Genomic DNA, 15700 nt, shown 5'->3' on the forward strand with positions numbered 1-15700 from the left:
GCGGGGTCAACCGCCGCTTCCGTCCCACCGTGCCCGGCGTATGTCGATGCGCGGGATGTGGCCTCGGGCCCGGGACGCCGCGGTGGCCTCACGCAGCGGGGTGCCCTCCGCGTGGTAGTGGCCGAGGGCCTCCTGCTCCTGCCCCGGCAGCGGCACCCCGTCGGAGCGAACCACGCGCCACCACGGCGCCGCTCCCCCGTAGAGCGCCATGACTCTGCCCACCTGGCGGGGCCCGCCCTCTTCGAGCCACTCGGCGATGTCGCCGTAGGTCATGACCCGGCCCGGGGGGATCAGGTCGGCGACGTCCAGTACGCGCTCCGCGTAATCGGGCAACTCGGGCAGAGCGCCCTCGCGGGACGCGGCGTGAGCGGCGGGCAGCTCCTCTTCTCCAGGCATGCGGGCCATGGTGCCCCATGCCACCGACAGCGGCCGGAAGTTGTCCACAGGCAGTGCCCGCCGCACGCCACCCGCCGACCGGCGCGCGCCCCGGGGCCCGGTCTGGAACACAGGTCGCTCACGTCCCGTGAACGCCCCCTCGTGCCACCGGCGCCCGTTCCCTCGTGCCACCATCTTCCGGGCGGTGACGAGTGATACGGGATCAGGACGAGACGGCATCCGGACAGCGGCAGGGTGACGAGCACCTCAACGAGGGCTCACCTGCCGCCGCCGACGATGCCTCCGCCGACCGCCCCGACGGGCCGGGCAGCCCCCGCCAGGACAGCGCCGGCCCGAAGGCCCCGGCCCCCGACGGCGCGGTCACGGACGACACGAAGGACGCGAAGGCACTGAAGGACGCGAAAGGCGCGAAGGACGCCAAGGGCCGGAAGCCCGAACGGGACACGTCTCACACCCTCGCGCCCGGCGAGCGGCTGGAGACGGTGGCGAGCGCCGACCGCATCGAGATCGAGAGTGACGAGCCGCTCCTGTCCGCTCGGGTGCACCGCCCCTCGGACCTCCTCCGGATGGTGCTGGGTCTGCTGGGCATCGGCCTGGTGCTCGTCATCGCCAACTTCGCGCACGGCACCACAGCCGGACTCGAACAGGACATCGACAAGGGCACCAGTGAAGCGCCCGACCTCCTGATCAGCCTTACGGGGCTGGCGTCGAGCATCGCCGTACTACTCGTTCCGGTGGCATTCGCCATCGAACGGCTGATCAAACGGGACGGACTGCGGATCGCCGACGGTGTGCTGGCCGCGGTCCTGGCGCACGGCGCCTCACTCGCGGTCGACCTGTGGGTCGCGCAGGCGGCGCCCGACTCCATCCGGGACGCGCTGACCAAGGCCATCACTCCCAGTGATGCCACCACTCCGGTGCACAGCTATCTGGCGCCCGTCATCGCCTATATGACGGCCGTGGGAATGGCCCGCCGCCCGCGCTGGCGGGTGGTGCTGTGGGCGGTGCTGCTGCTGAACGCGTTCGCCGTGCTGGTGCCCGGATACACCACGGCGTTCTCGATCGTGATCACCGTCCTCATCGGCTGGACGATCGCCTACGGGACGCTCTACGCGGTCGGTACGCCCAACGTCAGGCCGACCGGCCAGACACTGCTCGCGGGTCTGCGCAGGGTCGGCTTCAAGCCCGTGGGCGCACTGCGCGTGGAGGACCCCAGCGAGGCCGACAAGCGCGATCACAACGACAGAGGCCGTCGCTACCGCGTCACCCTGGAGGACGGGCCGCCCCTGGACGTCACCGTGGTGGACCGCGAGCAGCAGGCGCAGGGCTTCTTCTACCGCGTGTGGCGCAGGCTGGCGCTGCGCGGGATCACCCAGCGCCGCAGCCTCCAGTCGCTGCGCCAGGCACTGGAGCAAGAGGCGCTGCTGGCCTACGCCGCGATCTCGGCCGGTGCCAACGCGCCCCGCCTGATCGCCACCTCGGAGCTGGGTCCGGACGCCGTGATGCTCGTCTATGAGCACATCGGCGGCCGGAGTCTGGACGCGCTGCCGGATGAAGAGATCACCGACGAGCTGATGCGTACGGCCTGGCATCAGGTCAAGGCCCTTCAGTCGCGGCGGATCGCGCACCGGAGGCTGGTGGGGGACGCACTCCTGGTGGACCTTTCCGGCGCCGTCTATCTGACGGACCTGCGGGGCGGTGAGATCGCGGCCGGGGATCTGATCCTCCGGATGGACGTCGCACAGCTGCTGACGACCCTGGGGCTGCGCGTGGGCGCCGAGCGATCGGTCGCCGCCGCCGTGGACGTGCTGGGGCCCGACGCGATCGCCGACAGCCTGCCCCTGCTCCAGCCGATCGCGCTCAGCCGCAGCACGCGCACCACCTTGCGGCGGCTCGCCAAGGAGCGCGCACAGCGCGAGCGCGAGGCCGTCATCGAGGCGTCCCGGGGCAACAAGGAGACGAAGACCAAGGAAGCGAAGGCCAAGGAGGCTGTGAAAGGCGGCGGCAAGCGAGCACACCGCAAGTCACTGCGCGCCGAGAAGCACGCCGAGAAGAAGGCCATAGACGAGGCGCTGGAAGGAGCGCGCGAGGAAGACCTGCTGGCCCAGATCCGGCACCAGGTGCTGCTGATCAGGCCGCAGGCCCCCATAGAGCCGGCACGGCTGGAGCGGATCAGGCCGCGCACCCTGGTCAGCTTCATCGCGGGCACCCTCGCGGCGTACTTCCTGCTCACCCAGCTCAGTCAGGTGCCACTCGACCGGGTGCTCGACGCCAACTGGGCCTGGGTCGGCGGCGCGGTCTTCTTCTCCTGCATGACGTACGTCTTCGCCGCGATGTCGCTGCTCGGCTTCGTACCGGAGAAGGTTTCGTTCCTGCGGACGGTACAGGCGCAGGTGGCGGGCTCTTTCGTGAAGCTGGTCGCCCCGGCGGCCGTCGGCGGTGTCGCCCTGAACGCGCGCTTCCTCCAGCGCTCGGGCGTGCGCCCCGGACACGCGGTGGCGAGCGTGGGTGCCTCCCAGTTGTTCGGGCTCGGGAGCCACATCACCTTGCTGCTGCTGTTCGGATACATCACCGGAACCGAGCACACCCCCACGCTCTCGCCCTCGCGCGCGGTCATCGCGGGTCTGCTGACGGCCGCCGTGCTTGTGCTGATCGTCACGGCGGTCCCGGCCCTGCGCCGGTTCGTCTCGAACCGGGTGCGCTCGCTGTTCGCCGGAGTGGTGCCCCGGATGCTGGATGTGGTGCAGCGCCCGCAGAAGCTGCTCACCGGAGTCCTGGGCATGCTGCTGCTGACGCTGGCGTTCGTGATGTGTCTGGACTCGTGTGTGCGCGCCTTCGGGCACGAGACGAGCTACGCCAACCTCGCGGTCGTCTTCCTGACGGCGAACGCGCTCGGCTCGGCGGCGCCCACCCCCGGCGGCCTCGGCGCGGTGGAGGCCGCCCTGATCGCGGCGCTGATCGCGTTCGGGGTGCCCAAGGAGGTGGCGACCCCGGCCGTGCTGCTCTTCCGCCTGCTGACGCTCTGGATGCCGGTGCTGCCCGGCTGGCTGACATTCACCCAGCTGACCCGCAAGGGGGCGCTGTAGCCGGGCCACCGGGGCACCCCGTCCGCGTCCCCCGCCGCTCACCACCCGTACGCATCACACAGCGCGCCCCGGAGGGTGCCCCGTACACAGGATGAACGTCCCACCACCTGTCGGGAGGACGTTCCATGCGCAGTCCCCGTTCCGCCCGGCCGCCCCGGCGCGCGCGGTCACCGCGCCCCTCGGGGCCGCTGCGCCCGGTACGTCCCGCCAGGGCCGCGCTCGCGGCGGCGACCGTGCTGGCCGTCGCCCTGACGGGTGGCTGCGGCGATGACGACCCGGGCGGCGGCAAGAAGACCGGTTCCCGGGAGGGCGCCGGGAAGTCGTCGGCACCCGCCTCTCATCGCGCGTCGAAGTCCTCGCCCCCCTCCCGGACCAGGCCCTCCCCCAGCGGCTCCACACGGCGCCCTCCCGTCCTCCCGGGCTCGCTGACCAAGCAGAACCCCCACTGGTCCGCGTGCCCCGCTCCGAACGCCGCACAGGGCGAGGACGCGGGCTCCCCCGCGCCCCTGCCGGGCGGGGCGCGCTGGGAGTGCGCCACGCTCAAGGCTCCCGTCGACTACAGCAAGCCCAAGGGCAAGACCCTCGGCATCGAGATGATCCGCGCGAAGGCGCGCGAGGGAGGCGCGAAGCGCATCGGTTCGCTCCTGTTCAACTTCGGCGGCCCGGGCGGCTCAGGAGTGGCCACGCTGCCTTCCTTCGCCCCCGACTACGAGAAGCTGCGCGGCCGTTACGACCTGGTCAGCTTCGACCCGCGCGGGGTGGGACGCAGCGCCGGCGTCAACTGCCTGGGAGCGAAGAAGCTCGACGCGTACTTCGCCGCCGACTGGACGCCCGACAACGACACCGAGGAGAAGCGGCTCTTCTCCCGCCAGGGCTCCTTCGCCGACGGCTGCGAGAAGAAGACGGGATCGCTCCTGCCGCATCTGACGACCGAGAACACCGCTCGCGACATGGATCTCATGCGCCAGGTCCTCGGCGACCGCAAGCTGTACTACTTCGGCATCTCCTACGGCACCCAGCTCGGCGGCGTCTACGCCCACCTGTACCCGAAGAAGGTCGGCCGTGCCGTTCTGGACGCCGTCGTGGACCCCTCCTCCACCCCGGAGCAAGGCTCGCTCAGCCAGACCAGCGGCTTCCAGCTCGCCCTGGACAACTACCTGCGGGCCTGCACGGCCAAGGGCGAGGACTGCCCCGTCGGTGAGGATCCGGAGGAAGGCAAGCAGAAGATCACCGACCTGCTCGCCGATCTGGACGCCGAACCGATGCCGACCGACAGCGGGCGCAAGCTGACCGAGTCGCTGGCCGAGGGCGGCATCGCCCAGGCTCTGTACTCCAAGGAGATGTGGGAAATGCTCTCCCAGGGCCTGGAGGAAGCGTTCGTGGACAGCAACGGGACGACGCTGCTGCTGCTCGCCGACGCGCTCAACGGGCGCAACCAGGACGGCTCCTACAGCACCCTCCAGTCGTCGCTGGCGGCCATCAGCTGCGCGGACTCCCAGCAGCGCTACACCGCCAGGGACATCAAGTCCAAACTGCCCGACTTCGCGCACGCCTCCCCCGTCTTCGGCCCGATGTCCGCCTGGGGGCTGGTGCAGTGCCACAACTGGCCGGCCAAGGGCCACTGGAGGTCACCGGATGTCGGCGCGCGCGGCTCCGCCCCCATCCTCCTGGTCGGCACCACCGGCGACCCGGCGACCCCGTACGGGGGCACGCGCCGGATGAAGCAGAAATTGGGCGACGACGTCGCGGTGGAGCTGACATACCGGGGCGAGGGGCACGGCGCCTACGACAGCCAGAACAAGTGCGTACGCGCGAAGGTCAACCGCTATCTGCTGCGCGGAAAGGTCCCGGAGGACGGCACCTCCTGCCGCTGACACGCCGAAGGGCGGCACGGTCGTCCACGGACCGTGCCGCCCTTCGGGGGGCCTGACTGGAAGAAGATCAGTAGACGGGCTTGTCCGGCTCGATCTGGTTGATCCAGCCGATGACGCCGCCGCCGACGTGGACAGCGTCGGAGAATCCGGCGCTCTTCAGCACCGCCAGGACCTCCGCGGAGCGGACACCCGTCTTGCAGTGCAGAACGATCTTCTTGTCCTGCGGAAGGTCCTGGAGCGCGGTGCCCATCAGGAACTCGTTCTTGGGGACGAGCCGGGCGCCCGGGATCGAGACGATCTCGTACTCGTTCTGCTCCCGGACGTCGATGACGTCGATGCTCTCGCCGTCGTCCATCCACTCCTTGAGCTGCTTGGGAGTGATGGTCGACCCGGCGGCGGCCTCCTGGGCCTCGTCGGAGACGACGCCGCAGAACGCCTCGTAGTCGATCAGCTCGGTGACCGTCGCGTTCGGGCCGCACACCGCGCAGTCGGGGTCCTTGCGCACCTTGACCTGGCGGTAGGTCATCTCCAGCGCGTCATAGATCATCAAACGGCCGACGAGCGGATCGCCGACGCCTGCCAGGACCTTGATGGCCTCGGTCACCTGGATCGAGCCGATGGAGGCGCACAGCACGCCCAGGACGCCGCCCTCGGCGCAGCTGGGCACCATGCCGGGCGGCGGGGGCTCGGGGTACAGGCAGCGGTAGCAGGGCCCGTGCTCGCTCCAGAAGACGCTGGCCTGGCCGTCGAAACGGTAGATGGAGCCCCATACGTACGGCTTGTTGAGCAGCACGCAGGCGTCGTTGACCAGGTAGCGGGTGGCGAAGTTGTCCGTGCCGTCCACGATCAGGTCGTACTGCTCGAAGATCTCCATCACATTCGAGGAGTCGAGGCGCTCCTCGTGGATGTTGACCTGCGTGTAGGGGTTGATCCCCAGCACCGTGTCCTTGGCCGACTCGGCCTTGGGACGGCCGATGTCGGACTGGCTGTGGATGATCTGCCTCTGGAGGTTCGACTCGTCGACCTCGTCGAACTCCACGATGCCGAGCGTCCCGACGCCGGCCGCCGCGAGGTACATCAGGGCGGGCGAGCCGAGGCCGCCCGCTCCCACACAGAGCACCTTCGCGTTCTTCAGCCGCTTCTGACCGTCCATCCCGACATCCGGGATGATCAGGTGACGTGAGTACCTGCGGACTTCGTCGACAGTGAGCTCGTCAGCTGGCTCGACCAGGGGTGGCAGTGACACGGGGACTCCGTTGGTCGGTGGGGCGTACGGGAAATCACCTGCGCGAACGCGGGCATTCCTTCCGTAACACTGCCACGCCCTATCTCATTCCGAGATACCAGGTCCAACGCGCGAGACGATCTCGTCCCAGTAGCCGGGCAGGCCGGCCCAGGGGTCCTGGTCCCTGCCGCCCGTCCTGTCCGTGAAGCAGACCGTGCCCGCCCCCTGCCAGCGCGCGATGCGCAGGGCCTCTTCCAGGTGCGTACGCGGCAGCGAGTGCACCAGGTGACAGAAACGCTCCGCCGGATGCCCGGCCGTCCACTCCTCGGCCTGGGACCAGCGGTACTCGGCCCAGCTCCCCGTGAAGGTCACCAGCTGGTCGGCGCACCGCGCGTAGCCCGGGTGCGGGTGGGTGCAGTGACCCAGCACCAGGTGTCCACCCTCGCACAGCGCGCGCAAGGTGGCCGTCGCCCGCTGGACATACGCCAGCCGGGCGCTGTCGGCGGGACAGCCCGCCAGGTAGAAGCCGTCGACGCGGTACCAGTCGAGGAAACGGTGCGCCTCGGAGACCAGCTCGCCGAATGTCCGCTCACCGTCTCGCATGTCGAGATGGCCGAGTACGGCGACTCCCGAGGCTCGCAGCGCCGTCACGGCGGGCGAGCAGTACGGGTCGCGGCGCGCGCCGGGGCCGTCCGCGACGTTGAGCACGGCCCAGTGCAGCGGACCCCGGCGCCCCGCGGGCCCGGGGAAGGCGCTCAGCCCCGGCCGGGCCAGCTCGGCCCACTCCGTGGGGGCCAGCATCGGATGGGCGCGGCCCAGGACGCCCAGGCCGAGCGCCGGCTGTTCCTCCCGACCATCCGGAGCGCCGTGTGGGGCGCGGTGTGGGGCACCGGATGAAGCGCCGTTCCTGTGACGGTCCGTATGACGGATTTCTCCAGGCGTGGTCAGATGCGGCATGCCGCCTCCATCCAGATGTCGGCCAGCGACTCCTCCAGGCCGATACGGGGCCGCCAGCCGAGCCGGTCGCGGGCCGTGCGCACGTCCGCCTGCTGCCAGGCCCCGCAGCCGTCCGGGTACGGCGGGGCTGCCGGGGCCGGATGCTGGACGCCGTGCGTCTGGGTGCTGTGTGCCTGCGGCGGGATCACGGGCGCGTTCCCGCCAAGGCCGCTGCCCAGACCGTTGCCCAGGACCCCGTGGACGCCGCCTTGGACGCCGCCGTGGACACCGCCCCCCGGTCCTCCGAGCCCGCCGGGCCCGGCCACCCCCGCGGGGCCTCCCGGGCCGCCAGGACCTCCCGCGAGGCTGTCGGCCGGGATCTGGCCGGGGCCGTGGTCGTGCACCGCGCCCGTGTATCCGGCAACGCGGGCGAGCAGCGAGGCGGCGTCGCGCAGCCGCACGGCCCTGCCCGTACCGATATTGACGACGCCCTGCGCCGCGGAGAGCGAGGCGGCGTGCACGGCGCGTGAGATGTCGCGTACGTCCACGAAGTCGCGCTGGATCCCCAGGCCGCTCAGCTTCAGCTCGCTGTCGCCCTGCTGCATCGTGCGGCGCATCGCCTCGGCCAGCCGTCCGAGCGGCGAGCCGGCCGGGGTGCCGGGGCCGATGGGCGAGAAGACACGCAGTACGACGGCATCCAGGCCGGAGGCGAGCACCAGCTCCGTGCCCGCCAGCTTGCTGACACCGTACGGGCCCCCGGGGCGCGGCACGGCGTCCTCACCCGTGGAGGATCCGGCCTGCGAAGGGCCGTACTCGGCGGCGCAGCCCACGTGCACCAGGCGTGCGCCGCAGCCGCTGCGACGCAGGGACTCACAGACGGTCGCCGTGGCCACGACGTTGTGCCGGATCAGCTCGCGACCGCCGCCCCTGGTCGCGCCGGCGCAGTTGATGACGACGCCCGGATGCACGGCGTCCAGGAAACGGGTGAGCGCGCCCGGACTGCCGGTCGACAGGTCGAAGCGCACATCCGATTCGTCGCCCCTGCCGAGCGCGGTGAGCTGTACGGCGGGGTCGGCCAGCAGCCGGTCGGCGACGAAGCGACCCAGGTATCCGGTGGCCCCGAGAAGCAGCACCCTCATCGTGCGCCCTCCTGGTCCACGGCCATGTTCCGGTGCCGTGCCTCCCGGCCGGCAGGCGGCCGGGAGGATCGGTGTGCCAACTGCGCCTTGGTCATGCGGTCTTGCTCCTTGTCGTGTCGCACGGGATGTGTACGTAAGCCCGTGCCGGGACGGTGGGCGGGGTGCGGGCCCGCTCTCATGCGGGAGCCGCCCCCTGGTGGTGCGCGGAAGCTCCGGTCAGCGCCCTGGCGGCGTACCCGAGCAGGGCGAGCGCCGCGACCCCGCAGGCCGCCAGCTGCACCACAGGGGTGCCCTGGAGCGCTACGGCGGCCTCAAGCGGCCGGGCCGAAGCGGCGAGGCCGGGCAGCCGGGCGGCCAGCACGGTGAGGAGGGTGACCGCCTCGATCACGCAGGCACCCGCGAGCCCCGCACAGGCCGCCGTACGGAAGCCGTGCGCGGCCAGCAGCAGTGCGGTGAAGAGCAGCACCCCCAAGGACGTGACGCCGAGAAGCGCCGTCAGTCCGAGGCCTCGGCTGCCGCTGGGGTCTTCCGGCGCACCGGATGCTGCGAGTTTTCCGTCAGCGAGGGCGTGGGCGGCCCACTGGAGCGCGAGGAAGCATCCGGTGAACAGCACGAGCGCGGCGGCGAGCAGCGGCCGTACTCCGGCGGCGAACTCCTCCAGACTGCGGCTCCCCGTCAGTCTGAGCCGGGCCCCCAGCGCGAAGCCCCGCGCGCACCACACGGCGGGCGCGACAGCCAGCGTCAGTCCGCACGCCGCCCCCGGCGAGGGCACACCGGGGAGGGCCGAGGGGAAGTCGGGCCCTCCTCCGAGCAGTTCGGCCACCAGCCAGTCGCCGTAGAGCGCGTACGCGATGAGCCAGCAGGCCCACAGGGCGAGCCGCTTGGGGAGGGGGAAGGGTGCTCGGGGCTTCGGGCGGGCAAGGTCCTCCTCGCGCGCCCCCTGCCCACTCCCGGTGGCACCGGCACTTGACGCGTCCTCAGCGGCTCCCGGCACGGGCCGGACACTCTCAGACGCGCTCCCGGATCCCGGGCCGGTCCGCGCGGCTCCCTGCTGAGGACCGGCGGCTCCAGCGACGGGCTGCCGGAGAATCGCGGTGCGCAGCGCCGGAAGGGCACCCGCCACAACAGCGACGGCGCCCAGTGCCGATACTCCGGCACGCACCGAAAGCGGCTGCCCCTTGAGCGAGATGAGGCACACATAGGTGGCGGCGCACAGCAGGCCGGGCAGCAGCGGGAACGCCACCAGCGCCGGCCGCGCGAACAGCCGCCGCTCCCCTGTGCTCTTCGCCTCCCTCGCGTCCCTCGCACCGGAGGATGTGCAAGAACCGCCCAAGTCCCGTTGCCCGCCCGCCCCCTCGGTGGCCGGGCCGCTCACCCTGGAGCCTGTCTCGGGCCGGGGGATGCGCGCGTACAGCTCCTCCGCCAGGGAGAAGACATCGCGGTGCTTGAAGCGGGCCGCCGTACGGTCCGTGATGCCCCGGGCCTCAAGCCCTGCGGCGATCTCCAGGGGATCGATGGCGCGTTCACACAGCTCGCGGTGCTGGTGCATCAGCCCGCGCACCGGATCGCCGGATCCCGGGGACACGTTCACGGAGTCTTCGCCTCCCCCGCGTCCGCCCCGACCGCGACGGGCGCGCAGGCCTCAGCACCGGCACCATGAGCACCGGCGCTAACAGCACCAGCACCCGTCGTACGCCCCCCACGCTCCTCCCGCTCAGCGACGGCCCCCTCCGGCCTCGCCCAGCTCGGGACGTGTGGCTCGTCATCGTCCTGGGAGCGCGTCCCTGTGGGGCGCTCGGGGCGGCTGCCCGGTGCCCGGCGCCCGCCCGCGGTCACCGCGCGCCGTGCCGCGCTCGCCCAGCGGCCGGGCACATGGGACTCGGCGGGCCGCGCGAACAGCCGCGTGCCATCCTCCGGTGCGGCGCCCCGCTCCCCGCCGCTCTCCTGCCTGTTGACGGGACAGTGGGACATCAGCTCCAGGTAGATACCGCGGAACGCCTCGACGTTCTGCCGCACCGTGAACAGCTCCAGCGCCCTCGCGCGTGCCGCGGCGCCCAGGCGGGCTGCACGCGCCGGGTCGCACAACAGCGCGGCGCAGGCATCACCGAGCGCGCGCGGGTTGCGGGGCGGGACGACCAGCCCGGTGCCGCCGATCGCCTCGCACACCGCCCCCACATCAGTGGAAACCGTGGCCCGCCCGCAGAACATCGCCTCCACCAGCGAGACGGGGAAGCCCTCGACCACACTCGACAGGGCCACGACGTCACCCGCCGCGTAGGCGTCGGCGAGCGTCGGGGCCCCCGGGCTGCCCAACTCCTCGAAGGAGACCGGGCTCGTGCCCTCGGACCTGTCATCCGGTGCCTCGTCGGGGAAAAGCCGCGCGGCCAGGGCCCGGCAGTGCGCCAGATAGCCGTCTCCCGACGCCCCCTCGCCCCGGCCCACGCGGGCAAGACGCTCGTCCGCCGCGCCGGTGTCCACGAGCCGCAGCCGCGCGCCGGGGACGAGTTCGCGGACCCGCGCGAAGGCGTGCAGGAGGGCGATCAGGTCCTTGGCGGGGGCGCTCCTGCCGACCCACACCAGCGTCGGTACGCCCGCGCGCCTCGGCCCGTCGGAGGGCGGCAGGTCCGTGGCCTGCTCACCGACCGCCTCGAAAGGGGTGGCGTCCATCCCGGGATAGACGGTGCGCAGCCGCTCGGGGCGCGCGCCGCACCGCTCCTGCCAGCGCCGCGCGTGCGCGTTCCCCGGAGTGATCAACTGCGCCTGTGCGTACGCCTCCTTGACCAGCCGGCCCTGGAACGAGGCGAGCAGGGCGCGCACAGGCGCGCCCGCGACCGCCGGGGCGACGGCGCCCGCCGCGCTCGCCAGGTAGTGCTCGCGCAGCCGTACGCCGTATTCAGTGATCAGCAGCGGAACGCCGAAGACGCGCTTGGCCAGCAGCCCGGGAAGCGCCGCTGGGCCGCCGCCGACGGCGTGGCACAGGTCGGCGGCCGAGAGCCCCGGGTCGCCGTCCCGCGTCCCGTACCAGTCCAGGGAGAGCGGGCGCAGCGCGCGCTCCAGGCGCTCGGTGACCGCGAGGAGGTCGGAGACCTGCGCGGAGTGCACGGCACGCAGCGCTCCCGGCGCGCGGCAGGCGGACTCCAGGATGCGTACGGCATGTTCGGAGCGGAGGGCCGAGGCCAGCCCTCCGCACTCGCCGGCCAGTTGGGCCAGCCCGTACAGACCTGCGGCGAAACGGTCCGCCTGCTCGGCGGCGGAGGAACTGGACGGAGCGGTCCCGGCGGAGCCACCCGAGGCGCGCCCGGGGCCCTCTGAGCCGCCGGAGACGTCTGAGGCACGCGTCGCTGCCGCCTGCTCGCCCGGGTCGTCCGTCTCGGGTGTGCAGATGGCCTCGGCCAGGGCCGAGAAGTGCTCGCGGAATCGCCGTCGTTCGCGCCGCCCGTAGGAGCCCTCGAAGGCCGCCCCGCGCGCTCCCGCTCCGGCCGGGCCCGCGCCCCACAGGGGCGCCGTGCGCACGCGGGCGACGTTGCCGGGCAGCTCGCGCCAGCCCGCGTCCTCCTGGCGGGCGCTGCGGCTGAGGGCGTAGACCTCGAACTCATGGCTTTCCAGGCCGCGCAGCAGGCGCTCGCACCACAGCGCGGACTCACCCCTCGCATAGGGGTAACCACCCTCCGTAAGCAGTGCGATGCGCACGTGCGCACCCCCGATCGCTCTCGTGGCGTGCCGCGGGCCAGTACACGGCTCAGCGGCGGGACGCGGAAGACGCTATGCGCGCGCCATGGTGGCGTGATGGACGGTTGTCCATCACGCCACCGGAAGGGGTGAACACCCGTGACTTTCCCCGCGTTCGCGCGTTCGCGCACGCCTCGGGCCGACACGGCGAAGCCTGAGCGCCAACGAGAAGAGCCTCGGAGCGGCGGAGCCAGAGGCCCGGAGCCTGGAGCCCGAAGTGCCGGAGTCCGGAGCCCGGAGCCCGGAGCCCGGAGCCCGGAGCCCGGAGCCCGGAGTGCCGGAACGAGCCCTCAGCCGCGCGGGTGCGGCCAGGCGTTGGGCTTGCAGGTGGCCCCGTCGGTGGACAGGAACTTGGTCTGCTGCATCATCACCGGCGCGGGCTTGCCGTCCTTGGAACAGCCGACGTGGCCGTGGCCGAGCCGATGGCCCACCTCGTGGTTGATGAGCATCTGCCGGTAGGAGTGCATCTTCCCGGGGCCGTACGTCGGCGCTCCGCGTGCCCAGCGGAAGGCGTTGATCATGACGCGATCAGTGGTCGCCGAGTCGCAGGAGACCTTCTCCTCGCTGGTGTCCAGGCCCGATTTGGCGCACCACACATCCGTGGTGCGCGGGCTGGCCAGGGTGATGACGAAGTCGGCCTTGCCGGTGGAGACCCGCTCGAAGCTGCGGTCACCGCCGTGCGCCCAGCTGCGCTTGTCGTTGAGCGTCTTGTGGACGGCCTGCGCGAACAGCCCGCTCTCCAGCGGGAGTCCCTGCTCGATGTCGACGCGGTAGCGCACCACGCGGCCCTTGCTCGGGCCCTTCTCGTGACCTGCGACGGTCGCGAAGTGCCCCGAGCCCTTGAAGTCGTCCGCCAGGGGATAGCGCTGGGCCATCTTGGCGTCGTACGGGAGGGGTTCGGGCCGGGCATCGCCCGGGGACGGGCGGGACGCCCGGTCGGCACGCTCCCCACCGGCGGCATGATCCCCGCCGACGGAGCGCTTCCCCGTGTTCACTCCCCGTTCGGAGCTGTCCCGTCCGTGGTGATCGCCCGTGACCTGTGCGGCGATGATGAACGCCAGCACCGTCGTGATGGCGGCGGCGGCGATGCCGGTGAACGCACGGCTCTTCCCGCCCTTCTCCTCAGGCGGCGGAATCGGTGCGAGCGGTGCCAGCGGTTCATCCGGCGGCTCGCCCGGCCCGCGCTGTCCGGCGGGAATTCCTGCTTCATCCGGTGCGCCGTTACGGGCGCTGGGCCCTCCGGTGCGTGGCTGCGCGAAGCGGCCGTCCGCCCGGTGTTCCTCGCGGTATCCGGTCGGCCACGCGCCGGGCACGGCCTGACGCGGTCCGCTCCCCCCGGGCTGACCAGGCACCCCGGGGGGAGCGGACCGCGAGGCCTGGGACGCGGGCGCCTGAGCACCCCGCCCCACAGGCCCACGGGATCCACCGAACCCACCTGGCCCACCTGATCCACCGCGCCCGCCCGCACCTGGCCCGGCGCCCGGCGCACCAATGGCACCCGGCGCGCCCGCGGCGAACACATCGTCCTCGAAAGCGTCCAGATACTCCTGACGCGGCCCCTGGCCCCGCCGCGAGCCAGGACCGGGCTGCGACTGCCGTCCGCGCGCCCACCGGCCGCCGGCACCTTCATCGCCGGGGCCGCCGCCGGGACCGGGCCCGCCACCCGGGGCCTGGCCTCCGTTCCTGCCGTACCCCTGGCGCGGCGCCGGATAGCCGCCGCCCTCGGACTGCTGGGGGTGACCACCGCGCGCCTGGTCCCCGGGCGGAGTGGCGCCGTAAGCGGGGAAGCCGTGCGCGGGCGTGCCGTAAGCAGGCACCCCGTGCGCCGGCGTACCCGCGGGCCAGGGGTGCTCACCCCGAACGGGAGCCCCTCCGGGCCCTGTCGGCCCTGCCGGCCCCGCCACTCCCCGCGATCCCGGCGGTCCCACCGGCCCCGCCGGTCCCGAGGGCGACGCCTGCGCCCCCGGGGCAGCGCCGCGCGGTCCGCCGGCGGCGCTCTGATGAGGTGGGCCGCCCCGGCGGCGGGAGGCCGCTTCGGGCCCATTGCCCGTGGACATGCCCGTGGACACCGCGGGTATCCCGGAGGTGTCCTCGGCGTTCGCGATATCGGCCTTGCCTCTTCGGCGGTGGCGTCCCACTAGTCACCTTTCGGGGTTGCCGGGGCTTTCGCGGGGGCGGCTCCCTGACCGTTGAGCCGCCGCACGGAACGGGCCGTCTCGTCGATCAGTTCACGGACAGCGCCCGCGACGACCTCGGGGTACTCCATCATCGCGACATGACCGGCATCCGGCAGTGCCAGCAGCCGGGAGTCCCGGAAGGCGGCGCAGGCGCGGCGCGCCACCCGGAAGGCGACCAGCTGGTCGCGCCCACCGTAGACCAGGAGCGTGGGCGCCAGAACACGCTCGGCCTGCCGCCACAGCGCGTGCTGACCACCCAGCGTGTAGGCGTCCACGACGCCCCGCGTCGAGCGCACCATCGCGTCCCAGAAGTAGGGCAGCCCGAGCCGGCGCTCGTACTCCTCGGCGGCGGCGGCGAAGTCCTCGGGCGAAACCCGCCCGGGGTCGCCGTAACACAGCCCGAGAATGCCGCCGGTGCGGCGCTCGGGCGGCCAGTCGCGGGTGAGCCTGCCGAACAGCCCGGCGATCCCCGGCACCGCCAGCATCGCCGTGGGCCAGGCCGTGCGCTGCGGGGGGATCTCGGGCAGCGCCGGCGAGACGAGCGTCAGCGTGCGTACGAGGTCGGGCCGCACGGCGGCGACCCGGGTGACCACGGCGCCGCCCAGCGAGTTGCCCAGCAGGTGCACGGGGCCGCGTCCGCTGGAGTCGAGGTACCGGATGACGGCGCGTGCGTGCCCGGTGACGGAGTAGTCACCGTTGTCCGGTGGCGGGGAGTCTCCGAAGCCGGGCAGGTCGAGCGCCTCACCGTCGACCTCGTCGGCGAGCTGGAGCATCAGCGTGGACCAGTTGAGCGAGGAGCCGCCCAGCCCGTGCACGTACAGCGCGCGCGGACGCGCGCCCCGGCGCCCACCGGCGTCGCTGTGCTCCGTACCCGCGTGCTCCGTACCGGCGCGCTCCGCCCCGCTCTGGTCCTCGGCGCTGCGTTCCGCGCTGCCCAGGTCTTCGCCGCCCCCGCCCGTGACGTCCTCGCGCAGCCCTCGCACGGCGAGCGTGAGACCGGGCAGCGAGACCATCCGGAGCGTCTCCTTCTCGCCGACTCGGGACCCGGGCGGCGCAGGAGTGGCGGCAGATCGGGGCGTAGGCGTACGAGTTTCCGGCCGCTCGGTGGACGACATGGGGGCAATGTTACGAGACGATC

10 protein-coding genes are annotated in these 15700 nt (G+C 72.6%); 2 read left to right on the forward strand and 8 right to left on the reverse strand.

What is annotated here, in order from left to right; all coding sequences use genetic code 11:
- Positions 1 to 6: 6 nt before the first annotated feature.
- Entirely contained in the window at positions 7 to 396 is a 390-nt protein-coding gene (locus tag OHB04_RS14510; protein ID WP_326688097.1) for an MGMT family protein, read from the reverse strand.
- Positions 397 to 587: 191 nt separating this feature from the next.
- Here OHB04_RS14510 and OHB04_RS14515 point away from each other — a divergent pair, with 191 nt between their 5' ends.
- A complete protein-coding gene (locus OHB04_RS14515) occupies positions 588 to 3482 on the forward strand; it encodes a flippase-like domain-containing protein (RefSeq protein WP_326688098.1) in 2895 nt (964 codons plus the stop codon).
- 125 nt (positions 3483 to 3607) lie between these two features.
- Entirely contained in the window at positions 3608 to 5356 is a 1749-nt protein-coding gene (locus OHB04_RS14520) for an alpha/beta hydrolase (protein ID WP_326688099.1), read from the forward strand.
- A gap of 67 nt (positions 5357 to 5423) precedes the next feature.
- Here OHB04_RS14520 and moeZ read toward each other — a convergent pair whose 3' ends face one another.
- The 7 genes from moeZ to OHB04_RS14555 form a co-directional block, all read right to left on the reverse strand.
- Positions 5424 to 6602, reverse strand: a complete 1179-nt coding sequence (moeZ, locus tag OHB04_RS14525; RefSeq protein WP_326688100.1) for an adenylyltransferase/sulfurtransferase MoeZ — start codon at positions 6600 to 6602, stop codon at positions 5424 to 5426.
- Between the two features lie 84 nt (positions 6603 to 6686).
- Positions 6687 to 7538: a spherulation-specific family 4 protein gene (locus OHB04_RS14530; protein WP_326688101.1), complete on the reverse strand. Its 852-nt coding sequence runs from the start codon at positions 7536 to 7538 to the stop codon at positions 6687 to 6689.
- A complete protein-coding gene (locus OHB04_RS14535) occupies positions 7526 to 8656 on the reverse strand; it encodes an NAD-dependent epimerase/dehydratase family protein (protein WP_326688102.1) in 1131 nt (376 codons plus the stop codon). Before OHB04_RS14535 ends, OHB04_RS14530 begins: the two co-directional genes overlap by 13 nt.
- A 175-nt stretch (positions 8657 to 8831) precedes the next feature.
- Positions 8832 to 10205: a hypothetical protein gene (locus OHB04_RS14540; RefSeq protein WP_405807518.1), complete on the reverse strand. Its 1374-nt coding sequence runs from the start codon at positions 10203 to 10205 to the stop codon at positions 8832 to 8834.
- Between the two features lie 38 nt (positions 10206 to 10243).
- Positions 10244 to 12346, reverse strand: a complete 2103-nt coding sequence (locus OHB04_RS14545; RefSeq protein WP_326807570.1) for a DUF3492 domain-containing protein — start codon at positions 12344 to 12346, stop codon at positions 10244 to 10246.
- Between the two features lie 329 nt (positions 12347 to 12675).
- Positions 12676 to 13698: a DUF3152 domain-containing protein gene (locus OHB04_RS14550; protein ID WP_326688104.1), complete on the reverse strand. Its 1023-nt coding sequence runs from the start codon at positions 13696 to 13698 to the stop codon at positions 12676 to 12678.
- A gap of 824 nt (positions 13699 to 14522) precedes the next feature.
- Positions 14523 to 15677, reverse strand: a complete 1155-nt coding sequence (locus OHB04_RS14555) for an alpha/beta fold hydrolase (protein WP_326807571.1) — start codon at positions 15675 to 15677, stop codon at positions 14523 to 14525.
- Positions 15678 to 15700 lie beyond the last annotated feature (23 nt).

The organism is Streptomyces sp. NBC_01775 (assembly GCF_035917675.1).
In the GTDB taxonomy this organism is placed as follows: Bacteria; Actinomycetota; Actinomycetes; order Streptomycetales; family Streptomycetaceae; genus Streptomyces.